Source organism: Streptomyces sp. CO7 (assembly GCF_053474865.1).
The window spans coordinates 253,638-269,668 of the sequence record NZ_JBRIOU010000002.1 but is presented as its reverse complement, the minus strand read 5'-3'; the positions used below and the strand labels follow the sequence as shown (position 1 = coordinate 269,668).

Here is a 16,031-nt window from a genome sequence, read left to right as displayed (position 1 = left end):
CCTCCCAGGACGCGCCGACCTGGCGCAGCCGCCGGTCGTCGAGGGCGGCCCGCAGCAGCGGCAGCAGCTCGTCCTCCTCGTCGCGGATGTCCTGGCGGATCAGGGCGAAGGCCTCGGCGATCCACTCCTCGCGGCGGGCATCGGCCGCATCCGCCTCCTCGACCCGGGCGACCAGCTCGTTGACGGCCTGGTGTTCCTCCTCGACCACCGCGGTCAGCGCCTCGCCGTCCTCGGACACCCGCCGCAGCAGCGGCCACAGCACGGTCTCCTCGGCGAAGGCGTGGCTGAAGACCAGCTGGACGATGTCCCTCCAGAGCTCCGGCCGCTGCGGTCCGTCGGGGTCCGCCGCCTCGTAGGCGCTCATCATCCGCTCGAGTTCGTCGTGGTCGCGGCGCTGGCGCGCCAAGATGCTGCTCTCGCCGCCGAGTTCGGCGGTGTCGAGGTCCGCGACGGACTGCGGCGCGGTGGTCGGGGCGGACTGTTCGGTCATGCGGGCGCCTCACCTGGGGAGGGGGTCGGACGGTCGTGCCCTGCGAGTGACCAGGAACGGGCCGGCCAATCCCGCCGGCGGTAGAGTCGGTCCCGCTCCCCCACAACCCTGCGAGGTGCCCTGTGCCGGCCGTCCCCCGTGAGCTCGCCGATCTGCCCTACGCGCGCCATCTGGAGCCGTTGCGCGGGGAGCTGGAGACGGAGGGGACCTACGACACCGTGCACGCCGATGACCGGCAGTTCCAGGAGCCCCGGGCGGGCGGCGCGCGGTTCGTCGAGTGCGCCTTCACCTCGGTGGCGTTCGAGGGCGGGCGGATGCGGCGGGCGCGGTTCAACGACGTGTGGTGCCACACGGTGCGCTGGGTGGGCACCGACCTGGCCGAGTCCTCGTGGATGGACGCCTCGGTGCTCTCCGGGATGCTGGCCGGGGTGCAGGTGTTCGGCGCGACGCTGCGCCGGGTGACGTTCTCGCACTGCAAGCTGGACTCGGTCAACTGGCGTTCCGCGGCGCTGCGGGAGGTCCGCTTCGAGGACTGCCTGCTGCGCGACGTGGACTTCGGCGAGGCGACGCTGAAGGACGTGTCCTTCCCCGGCACCGTGCTCGACGGCGTCCGGCTGCGCGGGGCCCGGCTCGACGGGGTGGACCTGCGGGGCGCGGCGTCGCTGGGCATCGCCGACGGGGTGGAGGCGCTGCGCGGCGCGACCATCGACCAGGGTCAACTCCTCGACCTCGCACCCGCCTTCGCCCAGGCCCTGGGCGTCACGGTCGCCGCCCGCTGAACCCTCTGCGGCCCCTGCGGCGGGCCCCGCGGCGCGACGACGGCGCCGACGCCGTCCCGGGCCCGCGGCCGGGCCGGCGGCCGGGTGTCCGGTCCCTCACCCTCACGGGTGGTTCACGCCGCCGTTCGGCCCCGGGGCCCGGCACCGGCGCCCGGCGGGGCCCCGTCGGCGCGGCTATCTTCCGCTGGACCGGTGACGCCGCGGCCACCACCGCGGGGCGACGACGTCCTCGGCGTCACCGGGCCCCGCCCGCCCGTGCCAGGCGTCCCGCGCGTCGAGCGCGCCGTGCGCCACCGACCGAGGAGACCGATGGCGTCCCACACCGAAGAACCTGTCGCTCCGGTACCCGTGGCGGGCCGCCGCACGGCGGGCCGCGTGGTGGTCTCCTGGCTGTCGACGACCGACCACAAGAAGATCGGGCACCTCTACCTGGTCACCTCGTTCGTCTTCTTCCTGCTCGCCGGCCTGCTGGCACTGCTGATCCGGGCCGAACTGGCCCGCCCGGGGATGCAGTTGATCTCCACCGAGCAGTACAACCAGTCGTTCACCATGCACGGCACGATGATGCTGCTGCTCTTCGCGACGCCCACCTTCGCCGGCTTCGCCAACGCGATCATGCCGCTGCAGATCGGCTCTCCCGACGTCGCCTTCCCCCGGCTGAACGCCTTCTCCTTCTGGCTGTTCCTGTTCGGCAGCCTGATCGTGCTCAGCGGCTTCCTCACCCCGCAGGGCGCCGCCGACTTCGGCTGGACTGCGTACACCCCGCTCAGCGGTATCCGGCACACCGGGTACCTCGGCGGCGACCTGTGGATCATGGGCCTCGCGCTGTCCGGCTTCGGCACCATCCTGGGCGCGGTCAACTTCATCACCACGATCCTGTGCCTGCGCGCCCCCGGCATGACCATGTTCCGGATGCCGATCTTCACCTGGAACGTGCTGCTGACCTCGGTGCTGGTGCTGCTGGCCTTCCCGGTGCTGGCCGCCTCCCTGTTCGTGCTGGAGGCGGACCGCACGTTCGGCACCCACGTCTTCGCCCCGGAGAACGGCGGGGCGGTGCTGTGGCAGCACCTGTTCTGGTTCTTCGGCCACCCCGAGGTCTACATCCTGGCGCTGCCGTTCTTCGGCGTGATCAGCGAGATCATCCCGGTCTTCTCCCGCAAGCCGATCTTCGGCTACATGGGCCTGGTCGGGGCGACCATCGCCATCACCGGCCTGTCGGCCGCGGTGTGGGCGCACCACATGTTCGCCACCGGCGCCGTGCTGCTGCCCTTCTTCTCCTTCATGACCTTCCTGATCGCGGTGCCCACCGGGGTGAAGTTCTTCAACTGGATCGGCACCATGTGGAAGGGCTCCCTGTCGTTCGAGCCCCCGATGCTGTGGGCGGTGGGCTTCCTGGTCACCTTCCTGTTCGGCGGGCTGACCGGCGTGGTCCTGGGCTCGCCGCCGCTGGACTGGCACGTCACCGACAGCTACTTCGTGGTCGCCCACTTCCACTACGTCCTCTTCGGCACGATCGTGTTCGCGATGTTCGGCGGCTTCAGCTTCTGGTGGCCGAAGATGACCGGCAGGATGCTGGACCAGCGGCTGGAGAAGGTGCACTTCTGGACGCTGTTCGCCGGCTTCCACGGCACCTTCCTGGTGCAGCACTGGCTGGGCGCCGAGGGCATGCCCCGCCGCTACGCCGACTACCTGGCCGCCGACGGCTTCACCGCCCTCAACACGGTGTCCTCCATCGCCGCGTTCCTGCTCGGCCTGTCGACGCTGCCGTTCCTCTACAACGTGTGGAGGACGGCGAAGTACGGGCGCCCGATCACGGCGGACGACCCGTGGGGCTTCGGCCGCTCCCTGGAGTGGGCGACCTCCTGCCCGCCGCCGCGCCACAACTTCGAGAGCCTGCCCCGGATCCGTTCCGAGTCGCCGGCGTTCGACCTGCACCACCCGGACCTGGCCGGGTTCGACGAGGAGGAGAACGACGGCAAGAGGGACGTCCTGGACGCCGAGAGCCACCGGGGGTCGAGGACGTGAGCGCCGGGCAGCAGGGCGGCGGCGAGGTCTCGCCGGCCGTCGAGATGGAGGGCTACCTGATCGCCCACGCCCACCGCGAGAGCGCGCGCCGGGAGGCCGGGACGCTGTGCGCCCGCCTGCCCTGGCTGACCGGGGCGCAGGCGGAGGAGGTGGCACGGCAGTACGTGCTGCTGCGGATCGGCCTGACCCGCCGTCTGCTGCTGGACACCGCCGAGCGGGCCGAGCAGCTGCGCGAGGAGTACGAGACCCGCTACGAGGCCCTGCGGCGCACCCTGCTGCGCCGCCACGCCGGGGCCGCCTGCGCCGCCGTGGCCTGCGCGGCGGGGCTCACCGCGCTGCTGTCGACGGCGGCCCGCTGACCGCCGCGGGGGCCCCTGCCCGGGGGCCCCGCGGCCGGACGACGCGGAGGCCGGCGGTCAGACGACGCGGATGCCGATGATGCAGGTGTCGTCGTCGGTGTCGGACTTGCTGTGGGTGAGCAGTCCGTCCAGCCGCTGTTCCAGGTTGAGGTTGGGCTTGCGGACGTTGGACAGCAGCCGGGTCAGGGAGTCGTGCACCGACTCGTCGCGACGCTCGACCAGACCGTCGGTGTACATCAGCAGCGTGTCGCCGACGTCGAGCTGCATCTCCGCCTCCTCGTAGGTGGCCTCGGAGAGGGCGCCCAGGAGGATGCCGCCGGCCGGCTGCAGCGGGGCGGCCTGCTCGCCGCGGATCAGCACCGGCGGGAGGTGCCCGGCGCGTGCCCAGCGCAGCGTGTGGGTCTCCGGGTCGTAGAGGCCGCAGACGGCGGTCGCCGTGACGTGCTCGGTGAGGTAGTGCGCGACGATGTTCAGCCAGGCCAGCAGCTGCCCCGGTCCGGCGCCGGTGACCGCGAGGCCGCGCATCGCGTTGCGCAGCACGACCATGCTGGTGGCGGCCTCGATGCCGTGTCCGGCGACGTCGCCGACGCACAGCATGACCTGCTTGGAGGGCAGCACCACCACGTCGTACCAGTCGCCGCCGACCATCGACTCCGACTCGGCCGGCCGGTAGCGGACCGCGACCTGCAGGCCGGGGCTGTCCATGCCGGAGTGGCTGGGCGGCATGATCGCGTGCTGGAGCTGCAGGGTGAGCCGGTTGCGTTCGGCGGCCTGCTGCTCGGTGTGGGCGAGCTGGTCGCGGGTGGCGGCCAGCGCCACCTCGGTCCAGTGCTGCGCCGAGATGTCCTGGTAGGCGCCGCGGATCGAACGCAGCCGGTTGTCCTCGTCGAGGACGGGCTCGGCGACCACCCGGATGTGCCGGGTGATGCCGTCCGGCCGCTGCAGGCGGAAGGCCGCCGAGGCGGGCCTGCGGTGGTGCAGCACGGCGCGGACGAAGCGCCCGATGGAGACGGCGTCGTCGGGGTGCGCGTGCGCCGCCATCTCCTCCAGCGGCACCGGGCGGTGGGTCTGCGGCAGGCCGTAGAGGTCGAAGAGCTGGTCGTTCCAGACGATCTCGCCGGTGAGGACGTTCTCCTCGAAGCCGCCGATCCGGCCCAGGCGCTGGGCGTGCTGCAGCAGGTTGGCCAGCCGGGCGGTGTCGTCCTCGATCCGCCAGATCAGCAGCACGCTGTTGCCGTGCCGGCTGACGCTGACGTCGACGGTGGTGTCGAGCGGCACCTGGTCGACCAGCGTGGTCAGGGTGACCCGGCGGGAGCGGAACGCCTCGCCGGTCGCGTAGACCCGCTCGATCTTCTCGAAGAGGCCGCTCTCCCCCATGGCGAGCGGGTACGACTCGAGCAGCAGGGTGCCGCCGACCGCGTTGCGCGGCCGGCCCGCCGGGTCGGTGAACCGGCTGTTGACGTGGTGGATGCGGAAGTCGGCGAGCCGTCCGTCCGGCCACAGGTGCGGGGTGAGGACCAGCGCCGGGTCGTAGAGACCCTCGGCGAGGTCGACCAGCTCGGTCAGGTCCTGCGGCAGCTGCCAGGTGTCGGGCGCCGGGGTGGCCACGGCGCCCGGGCCGCCCTCCAGGGTGTGGGCGCACAGCTCGGCCAGCGCCTCGACCTGCCGCATGATCTGCGGGGGCTGCGGCTCGAGCGGCTCGGGCCAGCAGATCTCCAGGATGCCGTGGACCCGGCCGCCGGTGCCGGCGGGGACGGCGATGCGCCCGCCGCGCGGGTTGTGGGACCAGCCGATCGACGGCAGGGCGGAGGAGGGCTGCTTCTCGGCGCACACGGTGCCCCGGTCCGTCAGCGCCTGCCGGGCCAGCGTGCAGACGCCCGGCGGGACGTAGCGCCACCGGCCGGCCTCGTCCGCCGGGAAGCCCGCGTGGCCGACCAGGGAGAGCGAGGCGTCGGCGCCGGCCGCCCAGACGGCCACCGCGGTGGCTCCCAGCGGGGTCAGCGCGTGCTCCAGCAGCGACTCGGCGACGGCCTGGGTGTCCCCGGCGGCCGCGGCGCCGCTCTCGGCGGTGCGCAGCCGGACCGCGACCGCGGCGGCGTCCTCGGTCTCCGGGACGTCGGTGTCGTCCTCGGCGTCCTCGCCCTCCTGGCCGGTGGCGCGGCGGACGAAGTCGGCGGCCACCTCGGTGACGTGGTCGCGGGCCGCCTGGTTGACGATGTCCGCCGCCAGCTCCAGCTGGGTGAGGCCCGACTCCTCGGCCAGGGTCGCCAGCTGGCGGCCCGCCGCGGTCGGCCCGCAGCCGAGCCGCTCGATCAGCACGCCCTTGGCGAGCTCGATCAGCGCCCGGCCGTCGGCCGCGGCCTGCGCGGCGCGGATCTCGTCCCTCAGCCGCGCCACCGTGGCGGCGAGCCGGCCCATGCCCGCGCCCTCGGCGTCCGGACCGGCGATGTGCTCCATGTCGTGTCCCGTCCTGGCAGCGGGTACGCGCGATCCCTCCCCGGCGACGGGTTCGTCCGCCCGCGCGGGGTGCGCGGGGTTCTCGGGAGTGCTCACGGTAGTGCTGACTCCTCGGTCGGCGGTGGACGGCGGGCGGGTGCGGGTCTCCTGGTCGTGGGCGGACGGTGCGGGGCGCGCGGCGCCCCGCATCCCTGTCATTCGGACAACCAGCGCTCGATGCAGGCGATCAGGTCGTTGGCGTCCACGGGCTTGGTGACGTAGTCGCTGGCCCCGGAGGCCAGCGACTTCTCCCGGTCACCGGGCATGGCCTTGGCGGTCACGGCGATGATCGGCAGGTCCGTGTAGCGCGGATCCTGGCGGATCGCGCTGGTGGCCGTGTACCCGTCCATCTCCGGCATCATCACATCCATCAGGATGAGATCGATCTCCGGGTGGGTGTGCAGCGACTCGATGCCCTTGCGGCCGTTCTCCGCGTGCAGCACCTCGATGCCCTGGAGCTCCAGGATGCCGCTGAGCGCGTACAGGTTGCGGGCGTCGTCGTCCACGACCAGCACGGTCCGGCCGGCCAGGCTGCCGGCCACGGTCCGTTCGGCGGGCCGCCGGTTCTCCTCCTGGCGCACCAGGGGCAGCACGTCGCCGGGCTCCTCCGCCGACAGGTGCAGGGTGATCCGCTCGCGCAGCTCGTCCAGGCTGGAGATCAGCTCCAGCGGGCGCATCCGGGCGAGGAACTGCAGCTGCTGCTCCTGCGCGACGTCCAGGCGGCGGCTGTTGTGGGCGAGCACCGGCACCGTGGACAGCGCGGTGTCACCGTCCATCGCCTGCAGGAAGCGGATGGCCTCGTCCTGCGGCATGTCGATCTCGAGCACGACGCAGTGGAACGGGCCGGCGGCCAGGCTCTCGGCGGCCTCCTGGGCGCCCACCGCGGTGATCACCTCTATGTCGCCGGCCGGCTTGCCAAGGCCGGAGTTGCCCGCGAGGTCGCTGACGGCGCTCTCGGCGACCAGGGAGAGCAGCCCGCGGCTGCGCTCCTCGACCACCAGCAGGCGTCGCCGGGGCCGGGCGTCGGACACCGGACGGACGTCCTGGGTGATCACGCTCGCGTGGTCGTCGGCGGCGGTGATCGCGGCCGGCGTGGGCAAGCCGCCGAGCGCGTTCTCCCAGTCCCCCCGGGAGACCGGGAGGTACAGCGTGAAGGTACTGCCCTTGCCGACCGAGGAGCGGGCGGTGACGGCGCCGCCCAGCAGGTGGGCGATCTCCCGGCTGATGGACAGGCCCAGGCCGGTGCCGCCGTACTTGCGGCTGGTGGTGCCGTCGGCCTGCTGGAACGCGCCGAAGATCGCCTCGAGGTGCTGCTCGGCGATGCCGATGCCGGTGTCCTTCACCTGGAAGGCGATCACCGGTCCGCCGCGGTGCACGAACGGCGGCACGTCCGCGGTCTCGGCCGTCTCGATGCGCAGCTCGACGCTGCCGTGCTCGGTGAACTTGACCGCGTTGGAGAGCAGGTTGCGCAGCACCTGCCGCAGCCGGGAGTCGTCGGTGAGCAGGTGCTCGGGGATGCCGGGCGCGGTGGAGACGGTGAATTCGAGGTTCTTCTGGGTCGTCATCGGCCGGAAGGTGGCCTCGACGTACTCGACCAGCTGACGCAGCGGCACCTGCTCGGGGTTGATGTCCATCTTGCCCGCCTCGACCTTGGACAGGTCGAGGATGTCGTTGATCAGCTGCAGCAGGTCGGAGCCGGCCGAGTGGATGATGCCCGCGTACTCGACCTGCTTGGGGGTCAGGTTGCGCGTGGGGTTCTGCGCGAGCAACTGGGCCAGGATCAGCAGGCTGTTGAGCGGGGTGCGCAGCTCGTGGCTCATGTTGGCCAGGAACTCCGACTTGTACTTCGACGCGAGGGCCAGCTGCTGGGCGCGGGCCTCGAGCTCCTGGCGTGCCTGCTCGATCTCGAGGTTCTTGGTCTCGATGTCGCGGTTCTGCGCGGCCAGCAGCGCGGCCTTCTCCTCCAGCTCGGCGTTGGAGCGCTGCAGTTCGTCCTGCTGGACCTGCAGCTCGGCGGAGCGGGCCTGGAGTTCGGCGGTGAGCCGCTGCGACTCGTCGAGCAGCTCGTCGGTACGGGCGTTGGCGACGATGGTGTTGACGTTGACGCCGAGCGTCTCCATCAGCTGTTCCAGGAAGGCCTGGTGGACCTGCTTGAACGGCGAGAAGGAACCCAGCTCTATGACGCCGAGCACCTGCTCCTCCACCACGATCGGCAGCACCACCAGGCTGCCCGGGGCGGCCTCGCCGAGCCCGGAGGAGATGGCCACGTAGCCCTCGGGGACCTCCTGGACGACGATGGTGCGGCGGCTGCGCGCGGCCTGTCCCACCAGCGACTCGCCGAGCCGGTAGCGGGAGTGGCCCTCGAACTCGATGGGGCGCCCGTAGGAGCCGACGAGGCTCAGCTCGGTGTTCCCCTCGTGCTCCTCGGCCAGGTAGAAGGCGCCGTACTGGGCGGAGACCAGCGGGGTGAGCTCGTCCATGACGAGCTCGGCGACGACGGCGAGGTCGCGGTGCCCCTGCATCAGCGACGAGAACTTCGCCAGGTTGGACTTCAGCCAGTCCTGTTCCAGGTTGGCCCGGGTGGTCTCGCGCAGGGACTCCACCATGGAGTTGATGTTGTCCTTGAGCTCGGCGACCTCTCCGGAGGCGTCGACCGTGATGGAGCGGGTCAGGTCGCCCTCGGCCACGGCGCTGGCGACCTCGGCGATGGCGCGCACCTGGCGGGTGAGGTTCCCGGCCAGTTCGTTCACGTTCTCGGTGAGGCGCTTCCAGGTGCCGGAGACGCCCTCGACCTCGGCCTGGCCGCCCAGGCGGCCCTCGCTGCCGACCTCGCGGGCGACGCGGGTGACCTCGGCGGCGAAGGAGGAGAGCTGGTCGACCATCGTGTTGATGGTGGTCTTGAGCTCGAGGATCTCGCCGCGGGCGTCGACGTCGATCTTCTTGGACAGGTCGCCCTTGGCCACGGCTGTGGTCACCAGGGCGATGTTGCGCACCTGGTTGGTCAGGTTGTTCGCCATGGAGTTGACGTTGTCGGTCAGGTCCTTCCAGGTGCCCGCCACGTTGGGCACCCGGGCCTGGCCACCGAGCTGACCCTCGGTGCCCACCTCGCGGGCCACGCGGGTGACCTCGTCGGCGAAGGCGGAGAGGGTGTCGACCATGGTGTTGATCACACCGGCCAGTGCGGCGACCTCGCCCTTGGCCTCGACGGTGATCTTCTGCGACAGGTCGCCCTTGGCGACCGCGGTGGCCACCTGCGCGATGGAACGCACCTGACCGGTCAGGTTGGAGGCCATCACGTTGACGTTGTCGGTGAGGTCCTTCCAGGTGCCGGAGACGCCGCGCACGGTGGCCTGGCCGCCCAGGTTGCCCTCGGTGCCCACCTCACGGGCCACGCGGGTCACCTCGTCGGCGAAGCCGGAGAGCTGGTCGACCATCGTGTTGATGGTCTCCTTCAGCTCGAGGATCTCGCCCCGGGCGTCCACCCGGATCTTCTGCGTCAGGTCGCCCTGGGCCACCGCGGTGGTGACCTCGGCGATGGACCGCACCTGGGCGGTGAGGTTGTCGGCCATGACGTTGACCGACTCGGTGAGGTCCTTCCAGGTGCCGGAGACGCCCTTGACGTCCGCCTGGCCTCCCAGCCGGCCCTCGGTGCCCACCTCGCGGGCGACACGGGTCACCTCGTAGGAGAACGCGGAGAGCTGGTCGACCATCGTGTTGATGGTGTTCTTCAGCTCCAGGATCTCGCCGCGCGCGGTGACGGTGATCTTCTGCGACAGGTCGCCCTTGGCGACCGCGGTGGCCACCTGCGCGATGGAGCGCACCTGGGCCGTCAGGTTGCCGGCCATGAAGTTCACGGAGTCGGTCAGGTCGCGCCAGGTGCCGGAGACGCCCTTGACGTCAGCCTGGCCGCCGAGGATGCCCTCGGTGCCCACCTCGCGCGCCATACGCGTGACCTCGTCGGCGAAGGAGGAGAGCTGGTCGACCATCGTGTTGATGGTGTTCTTCAGCTCGAGGATCTCGCCCCGGGCGTCGACGGTGATCTTCTGCGACAGGTCGCCCTTGGCGACCGCGGTGGTCACCTGGGCGATGTTGCGGACCTGGTCGGTCAAGTTGCCGGCCATGAAGTTCACGGAGTCGGTCAGGTCACGCCACACGCCGCCGACGCCGGGGACCTCGGCCTGGCCGCCGAGACGGCCCTCGCTGCCCACCTCGCGGGCGACGCGGGTGACCTCGTCGGCGAAGGAGGAGAGCTGGTCGACCATCGTGTTGACGGTGTTCTTCAGCTCCAGGATCTCGCCCCGGGCGTCGACGTCGACCTTCTGCGACAGGTCGCCCTTGGCGACCGCGGTCGCCACCTGGGCGATGTCGCGGACCTGGGTGGTGAGATTGCCCGCCATGGCGTTCACCGAGTCGGTGAGGTCCGCCCAGGTGCCGGAGACGCCGGGGACCTCGGCCTGACCGCCCAGGGTGCCCTCCGTGCCGACCTCGCGGGCGACGCGGGTCACCTCGGAGGTGAACAGGGAGAGCTGGTCGACCATGCCGTTGAAGACGGTGGCGATCTCGCCGAGAAGTCCGTCCTCCTCGTCGGAGAGCCGTGTGCCGAAGTCTCCGTCGCGTACCGCGGTGAGACCCGCCAGGAGCTGACGCAGCTCCGCCTCGCCGATCTTGCCGGCTCCGGCCTTCGCGCCCCCTCGCGAGGACCGCGACCGCGGTGCGCCACGCGTACCTTCGACCGCCGCCGCCTCAGCCACGCCCGACCTCTTTCCGTGTTGGTGCCATGACGGAAGGCCGCACGGCGAACTCCACGTATACCCGGAGTTCTCCGCATCATGCTCACGGGATTCGGCCCCCGTCGAACGACGAGTTGGGAGGCTACTTCACCTTGTGAAGGAAGTGAAAACGCCCCCGCCCTCCGGAGCCCGCGGGGCACGATTTCCGGCCGTCCCGGCTCCTTCGTCCCGGTCCACCGTACGGCCCGGCGGCGGCGCGGGCCACAGGTCCCGGGCCGCCCGACGCCCGGCGGCCCTCGTCGGGCGTCACCGAACCCTCGCGAAAACTTCGCAGGTATGTGTCAGGCATGCTGGGGTATCGGAAGCCAGATGATTTCCGTCGTCCTAGTCCCCGCGCGCCCCGCGCGGCCCCTCGGCCACGCTGTCCGCCCGGGCGGACGACGGCCGGTGGGCTCGTGAACCCGCTGGTCATCAGGGCACGTATCGAAGGAGCACAGCGGTGGCAGGGCAAGAAGAGTCGAACAGACTGGTCGAACTGCTGACGGCGAAGGACGACCAGCTCGCCTCGGCATGGGTAGAGGCCGTCTCGCGCACGCTGCGCGGCCGGATCTCGCTGGCGGAACTCGAGCGCGAGCTCAACGAGCTGTACACGGCGCTGGTGGCCGGTCTTCGCGACGGCGCGTTCGACTGGCAGGGCGACGCCTACGCGGAGGTGCGGGCGCTGCTCGCCGAGCTGTCGCGCAGCCGCGCCCGGCAGGGGTTCACCCCCACCGAGACGGCGACCAGCGTGCTCTCCCTCAAGGACGTGCTGGCCCCGACCGTGGGCGCCTCGGCCGAGGACATCCACGCGTACCTCCAGCTCGGCAGGCTGGCCGACGCCCTCGCGCTCTTCACGCTCGAGGTCTACGCCAAGACCCGCGAGGAGATCATCAGCGCCCAGTCCGAGCAGCTGATGGAGCTCTCCACGCCGGTGGTGAAGCTGTGGGAGGGCGTGGTCGCGGTCCCGCTGGTCGGCACCCTCGACTCGGCCCGCACCCAGGTGGTGATGGAGAAGCTGCTCCAGGCCCTGGTCGACGCCGACGCGGACCAGGCGATCATCGACATCACCGGTGTCCCGGCGGTGGACACCGAGGTCGCCCAGCACCTGCTGAAGACCGTGGTGGCGGCCCGGCTGATGGGCGCCGAATGCATCATCTCGGGCATCCGCCCGCAGATCGCGCAGACGATCGTGGCCCTGGGCATCCAGTTCGGCGACATCGTCACCAAGGCGTCGCTGGCCGACGCCCTCAAGCACGCGCTCGCCCGCCGCGGCGGCGACCTCACCAGCGGCGGCCAGGCGTGACCGAGCGCGTACCCGTACTGAAGATCGGCGACGTCCTCCTGGTGTCCATCCAGGTGGACCTGGAGGACCAGATCGTCCTGGACCTCCAGGAGGACCTCGCCGGCCGGATCGTGGAATCCGGCGCCCGCGGCGTGGTGATCGACATCACGGCGGTCGAGATCGTCGACTCGTTCGTCGGCCGCATGCTCGCCACCACGGCCGCCATCTCCCGCATGCTCGACGCGGAGACCGTCGTCGTCGGGATGAGACCCGCCGTCGCGATCACCCTGGTCGAACTGGGCCTGTCGCTCGGCGGCGTGCGGACCGCCCTCTCGCTGGAGAAGGGCCTCGCGATGCTGGCCCGGCCGGGCGACCACCGTCCGGCGCAGCCATGAAGGCCCCGCTGCCCGAGCTCGACGCCGACGAAGAGACCTTGCCGATCGACTCGAACGACGACGTCGTGCGGGCCCGCCAGCTGGTGCGTACCCTCGCCCAGCGCTGCAAGCTGTCGCTGGTCGACCAGACCAAGCTGGTCACCGCGGCGAGCGAGCTGGCGCGCAACACGCTCGTCTACGGCGGCGGCGGGGTCCTGCGCATCGGGCTGGTCCGGCGTGACGGCCGGACCGGCGTGAAGGCGATCTTCGACGACTCCGGTCCGGGCATCCCCGACATAGACCAGGCACTGACCGACGGCTGGACCTCCGGCGGAGGTCTGGGTCTCGGTCTCAGCGGCGCACGCCGTCTGGTCGACGAGTTCACGCTGGACACCGAGGTCGGCGGCGGCACCCGGGTCGCGGTAACCAAATGGGCCCGCTGAGCGGGGAGATCCTGGACGCGGAGGACATCACCTGGCTTCGTGACCAGGAGTCCTTCCCCGCCGCGGCCAGGATCGCCGCGGTGACGCTGGCCCGGCGCATCGGCTTCGACGAACAGCGGTGCGCCGAGGTCGCCCTCGCGGTGAGCGAGGCCGCGACCAACCTGCGCCGGCACGCCGTCGACGGCGCGCTCCTGCTGCGCGTCGTGCGCACCCCGCACGAGGCGGGCGTGGAGTTCGTCACCACCGACGCCGGTCCGGGCATGGCCGACGTCGCCAAGTCCCTCACCGACGGCACCTCCACCGCCGGCACCCTCGGCATCGGCCTGGGCGCGATATCGCGCCTCGCGGACACCTTCCGGCTGCACTCGCTGCCGGGGCGCGGGACGGTGCTGACGGCCAGGTTCTGGCCGAAGACGGCGGACCGCCGCACGGCGGAGTCCGACGGGCCGCTGGTCGAGGGCCTGACCCGGGCGATCAACGGCGAGGACGTGTGCGGCGACGCCTGGGCCGCGCGCCTGGTCGGCGTGCCGGACGAGGGCCGCGCGGCGGCGTCCCTGCCGGCCGCCTCCGGGGCCGCCGTCGACGCGGAGGCGGCCGGCCGGGCCGCCGCGGAGCCCGCGGCCCGGCAGCTCGGCTGGGCCGAGCTCACCGGTCTGCGGCCCCCGCCCGCGGACGTCACCCCGCTGCGGGCCCCACGGGCGACGCGTGCCGTCGCCCCGGACGGCGAGCGGGCCCTCCTGGTCATGTGCTGCGACGGCCTCGGCCACGGTCCGCTCGCCAAGCGCGCCTCGCAGGCCGCGGTCACCGCGTTCCGCAACTCCTCCTCGGAGCAGCCCGACGGCGTGCTCCGCGACGTCCACAAGGCGCTGCGCGGCAGCCGCGGCGGGGCGATCGCCGTGGTGCGGATCGAGCCCGCGACCCGCAGCGTGTTCTTCTGCGGCGTGGGCAACATCAGCACCTTCGTCGTCGACCCGACGACCGAGACGCGGCGTTCCCTGCTCTCCGCGCCGGGCATCGTGGGCCACCAGATGCCGACCCTGCGCACCGTGCGGCTGGACCTCCCGCCGAAGGGCGCCGTGGTGATGCACTCCGACGGCCTCACCGAGCGCTGGCAGGCCTCGGACATGCCCGGCTTCCTCGACCAGACCCCCCTGGTGGCGGCCGCACAGCTGCTGCGCGAGGCGGGCGTCCGCCGCGACGACGCCGGCGTCGTGGTGGCCAAGGGGCCGTGGTGAGCACGCCCGCGTCCTTCGGGGCGGTTCCGCTGGTCTCGCTGTCCCTCACCACCGAGCAGGACGTGTTCGTGCTGCGCCGCAGCGGCAAGACGGCGGCCGAGTCGCTCGGCGTGGAGCCGCAGGACCAGATCCGGCTGGCGACCGCGCTCAGCGAGCTGGGCCGTGACCTGATCGGGTCCTGCGACCTGACGGTCTCCTTCGCCCTGGTCGGCCGGTCCCGCCCGCACCTGCGGTGCACGCTGCAGTGGAAGGACGGACCGGGCCCCGGCCGGGAGGCGCTGCGGGCGGCCTCCCGGCTGGTGGCACTGGAGCACACCGCCGTGGATCGGAGCCTGGTGATCGAACAGCCGCTGGGCGGGGACACCCCGTCGCCCGATCTCGTCGAGCGCACCCGTGCGGCCCTGCAGACCCACAAGGGGGCGACCGCCGTCGAGGACGCGCGGGCGCAGACCGTCGACCTGATAGCGGCGCTGGAGGAGTCGCGGGCCCAGCGCGAGGAGCTGCGCCGGCTCAACGCCGAGCTGGAGGAGACCAACCGCGGGGTGATGGCCCTGTACTCGGAGCTCTCCGAGGAGCTGGAGGAGACCAACCGGGGCGTCGTCGCGCTCTACGCCGAGCTGGAGGAGAAGTCGCACCAGCTGCGGGAGGCGAGCGAGGCGAAGACCCGGTTCTGGGCCAACGTCAGCCACGAGCTGCGCACCCCGGTCAACGCCGTGGTGGGTCTGGCGCGGATGCTGCTGGAGTTCGACGCGGAGCGCCTCGACGAGGAGCAGCACCGGCAGGTCTCCCTGATCGCCGCCTCGGGCGCCACGCTGCTCGCGCTCGTCGACGAGCTGCTGGACGTGGCCAAGGCGGAGTCGGGCCGGCTCGAGCCGAACTGGGGGCCGGTCGACCTGCGGGCGCTGCTCGGCCAGCTGCGGGGCGTGCTGCGCGGGTACGCGCGGCACGGCGACGCCGAGCTGGTCGTGGCGGAGCCGGAGCTGACCGTGGTCAGCGACGAGGTGATGCTCACCCGGATCCTGCGCAACCTGCTCTCCAACGCGCTGAAGTTCACCGAGTCCGGCACGGTGCGGCTCGACGTCGCCACCGACGACGGGGAGCGGGACGGCGAGCGGGACGGCTTCGTGGTGTTCACCGTCACCGACACCGGCGTGGGTATACCCGAGGCGGAGCAGCAGCAGATCTTCGAGGAGTTCTACCAGGTGCGCGGGCCGCACCAGCGGGGCCGTTCCGGCACCGGTCTGGGCCTGCCGTACGCGCGCCGGCTGGCCGAGCTGCTGGGCGGCACCCTCGCCCTGACCAGCGCCCCGGGGCAGGGCACCCGGGTCACCGTGCGGCTGCCCGTGCGGCCCGCCGCCTCCGGGGCGGAACGCGGGGCCGAGGCCGGTCCGCTGCTGACGGTCCTGGTGACGGCGGACGACGACGACGTCTTCCGCGCCGCCGTCCGGCCGCTGCTGGAGCAGCTGGCGGAGCGGGTCGTCGAGGTGGACCGGGGCGGCCGGGCCGGCGCGGTGGTGCGCGAGGAGCGGCCGGACGCCGTCCTGCTGGACCTGCACATGCCCGACATGGACGGCTACACGGTGCTGGCCGAGCTCGCCGCCGACCCGGAGCTGCACGGCATCCCGGTCGTCGTGGTCACCTCGGCGCGGCGTGAGAGCCTGGACCATGAGCGGCTGCGGCACGCCCGGACGGTGCTGGACAAGTCGTCGCTGTCACTGGCGCAGCTCACGGCGGCCTTCGCCGAGCACGTGGCGCGGGGGGACCGGGCGGAGCGGGGGG

The 16,031-nt window shown here is 72.2% G+C and carries 11 protein-coding genes; 8 read left to right on the top strand and 3 right to left on the bottom strand.

The genetic code is table 11. The annotated features are described in order from the left end of the window. Positions 1-490, bottom strand: a 490-nt coding sequence (locus ACOV8S_RS03130; RefSeq protein ID WP_448315976.1) for a hemerythrin domain-containing protein, incomplete at its 3' end; no start/stop codon positions are given. A gap of 122 nt (positions 491-612) precedes the next feature. Here ACOV8S_RS03130 and ACOV8S_RS03125 point away from each other — a divergent pair. The 3 genes from ACOV8S_RS03125 (at position 613) to ACOV8S_RS03115 (ending at position 3,653) form a co-directional block, all read left to right on the top strand. Continuing rightward, the gene (locus tag ACOV8S_RS03125) at positions 613-1,269 is read left to right on the top strand and encodes a pentapeptide repeat-containing protein (RefSeq protein ID WP_448315975.1); all 657 of its coding nucleotides are present in this window, start codon (positions 613-615) and stop codon (positions 1,267-1,269) included. Positions 1,270-1,578: 309 nt separating this feature from the next. Beyond that, a complete protein-coding gene (gene ctaD / locus ACOV8S_RS03120) occupies positions 1,579-3,294 on the top strand; it encodes an aa3-type cytochrome oxidase subunit I (protein ID WP_448315974.1) in 1,716 nt (571 codons plus the stop codon). Beyond that, positions 3,291-3,653 carry a hypothetical protein gene (locus ACOV8S_RS03115; protein ID WP_448315973.1) on the top strand — a complete coding sequence of 121 codons (363 nt, stop codon included), beginning with the start codon at positions 3,291-3,293 and terminating at the stop codon, positions 3,651-3,653. Before ctaD ends, ACOV8S_RS03115 begins: the two co-directional genes overlap by 4 nt. A gap of 57 nt (positions 3,654-3,710) precedes the next feature. On the opposite strand, the gene ACOV8S_RS03110 is transcribed toward ACOV8S_RS03115, so the two are convergent. Beyond that, positions 3,711-6,206, bottom strand: a complete 2,496-nt coding sequence (locus ACOV8S_RS03110) for a SpoIIE family protein phosphatase (RefSeq protein ID WP_448315972.1) — start codon at positions 6,204-6,206, stop codon at positions 3,711-3,713. Positions 6,207-6,304: 98 nt separating this feature from the next. Continuing rightward, positions 6,305-10,900 carry a HAMP domain-containing protein gene (locus ACOV8S_RS03105; protein WP_448315971.1) on the bottom strand — a complete coding sequence of 1,532 codons (4,596 nt, stop codon included), beginning with the start codon at positions 10,898-10,900 and terminating at the stop codon, positions 6,305-6,307. A gap of 478 nt (positions 10,901-11,378) precedes the next feature. On the opposite strand from ACOV8S_RS03105, the gene ACOV8S_RS03100 reads away from it, so the two are divergent. The 5 genes from ACOV8S_RS03100 to ACOV8S_RS03080 form a co-directional block, all read left to right on the top strand. After that, positions 11,379-12,221 carry an STAS domain-containing protein gene (locus ACOV8S_RS03100; protein WP_448315970.1) on the top strand — a complete coding sequence of 281 codons (843 nt, stop codon included), beginning with the start codon at positions 11,379-11,381 and terminating at the stop codon, positions 12,219-12,221. Then, positions 12,218-12,595, top strand: a complete 378-nt coding sequence (locus ACOV8S_RS03095) for an STAS domain-containing protein (protein WP_448315969.1) — start codon at positions 12,218-12,220, stop codon at positions 12,593-12,595. The genes ACOV8S_RS03100 and ACOV8S_RS03095 overlap by 4 nt, the downstream gene beginning before the upstream one ends. After that, positions 12,592-13,017: an anti-sigma regulatory factor gene (locus tag ACOV8S_RS03090; RefSeq protein WP_448315968.1), complete on the top strand. Its 426-nt coding sequence runs from the start codon at positions 12,592-12,594 to the stop codon at positions 13,015-13,017. The genes ACOV8S_RS03095 and ACOV8S_RS03090 overlap by 4 nt, the downstream gene beginning before the upstream one ends. Continuing rightward, a complete protein-coding gene (locus ACOV8S_RS03085) occupies positions 13,005-14,252 on the top strand; it encodes an ATP-binding SpoIIE family protein phosphatase (protein ID WP_448315967.1) in 1,248 nt (415 codons plus the stop codon). The genes ACOV8S_RS03090 and ACOV8S_RS03085 overlap by 13 nt, the downstream gene beginning before the upstream one ends. Beyond that, the coding region (locus tag ACOV8S_RS03080; RefSeq protein ID WP_448315966.1) for a hybrid sensor histidine kinase/response regulator at positions 14,249-16,031 on the top strand (1,783 nt) is incomplete at its 3' end. The genes ACOV8S_RS03085 and ACOV8S_RS03080, both read left to right, overlap by 4 nt.

Coding starts and splice junctions, on each gene's coding strand:
- ctaD (WP_448315974.1), top strand. CDS start 1,579: ATGGCGTCCCACACCGAAGAACCTGTCGCTCCGGTACCCGTGGCGGGC.
- ACOV8S_RS03090 (WP_448315968.1), top strand. CDS start 12,592: ATGAAGGCCCCGCTGCCCGAGCTCGACGCCGACGAAGAGACCTTGCCG.
- ACOV8S_RS03085 (WP_448315967.1), top strand. CDS start 13,005: ATGGGCCCGCTGAGCGGGGAGATCCTGGACGCGGAGGACATCACCTGG.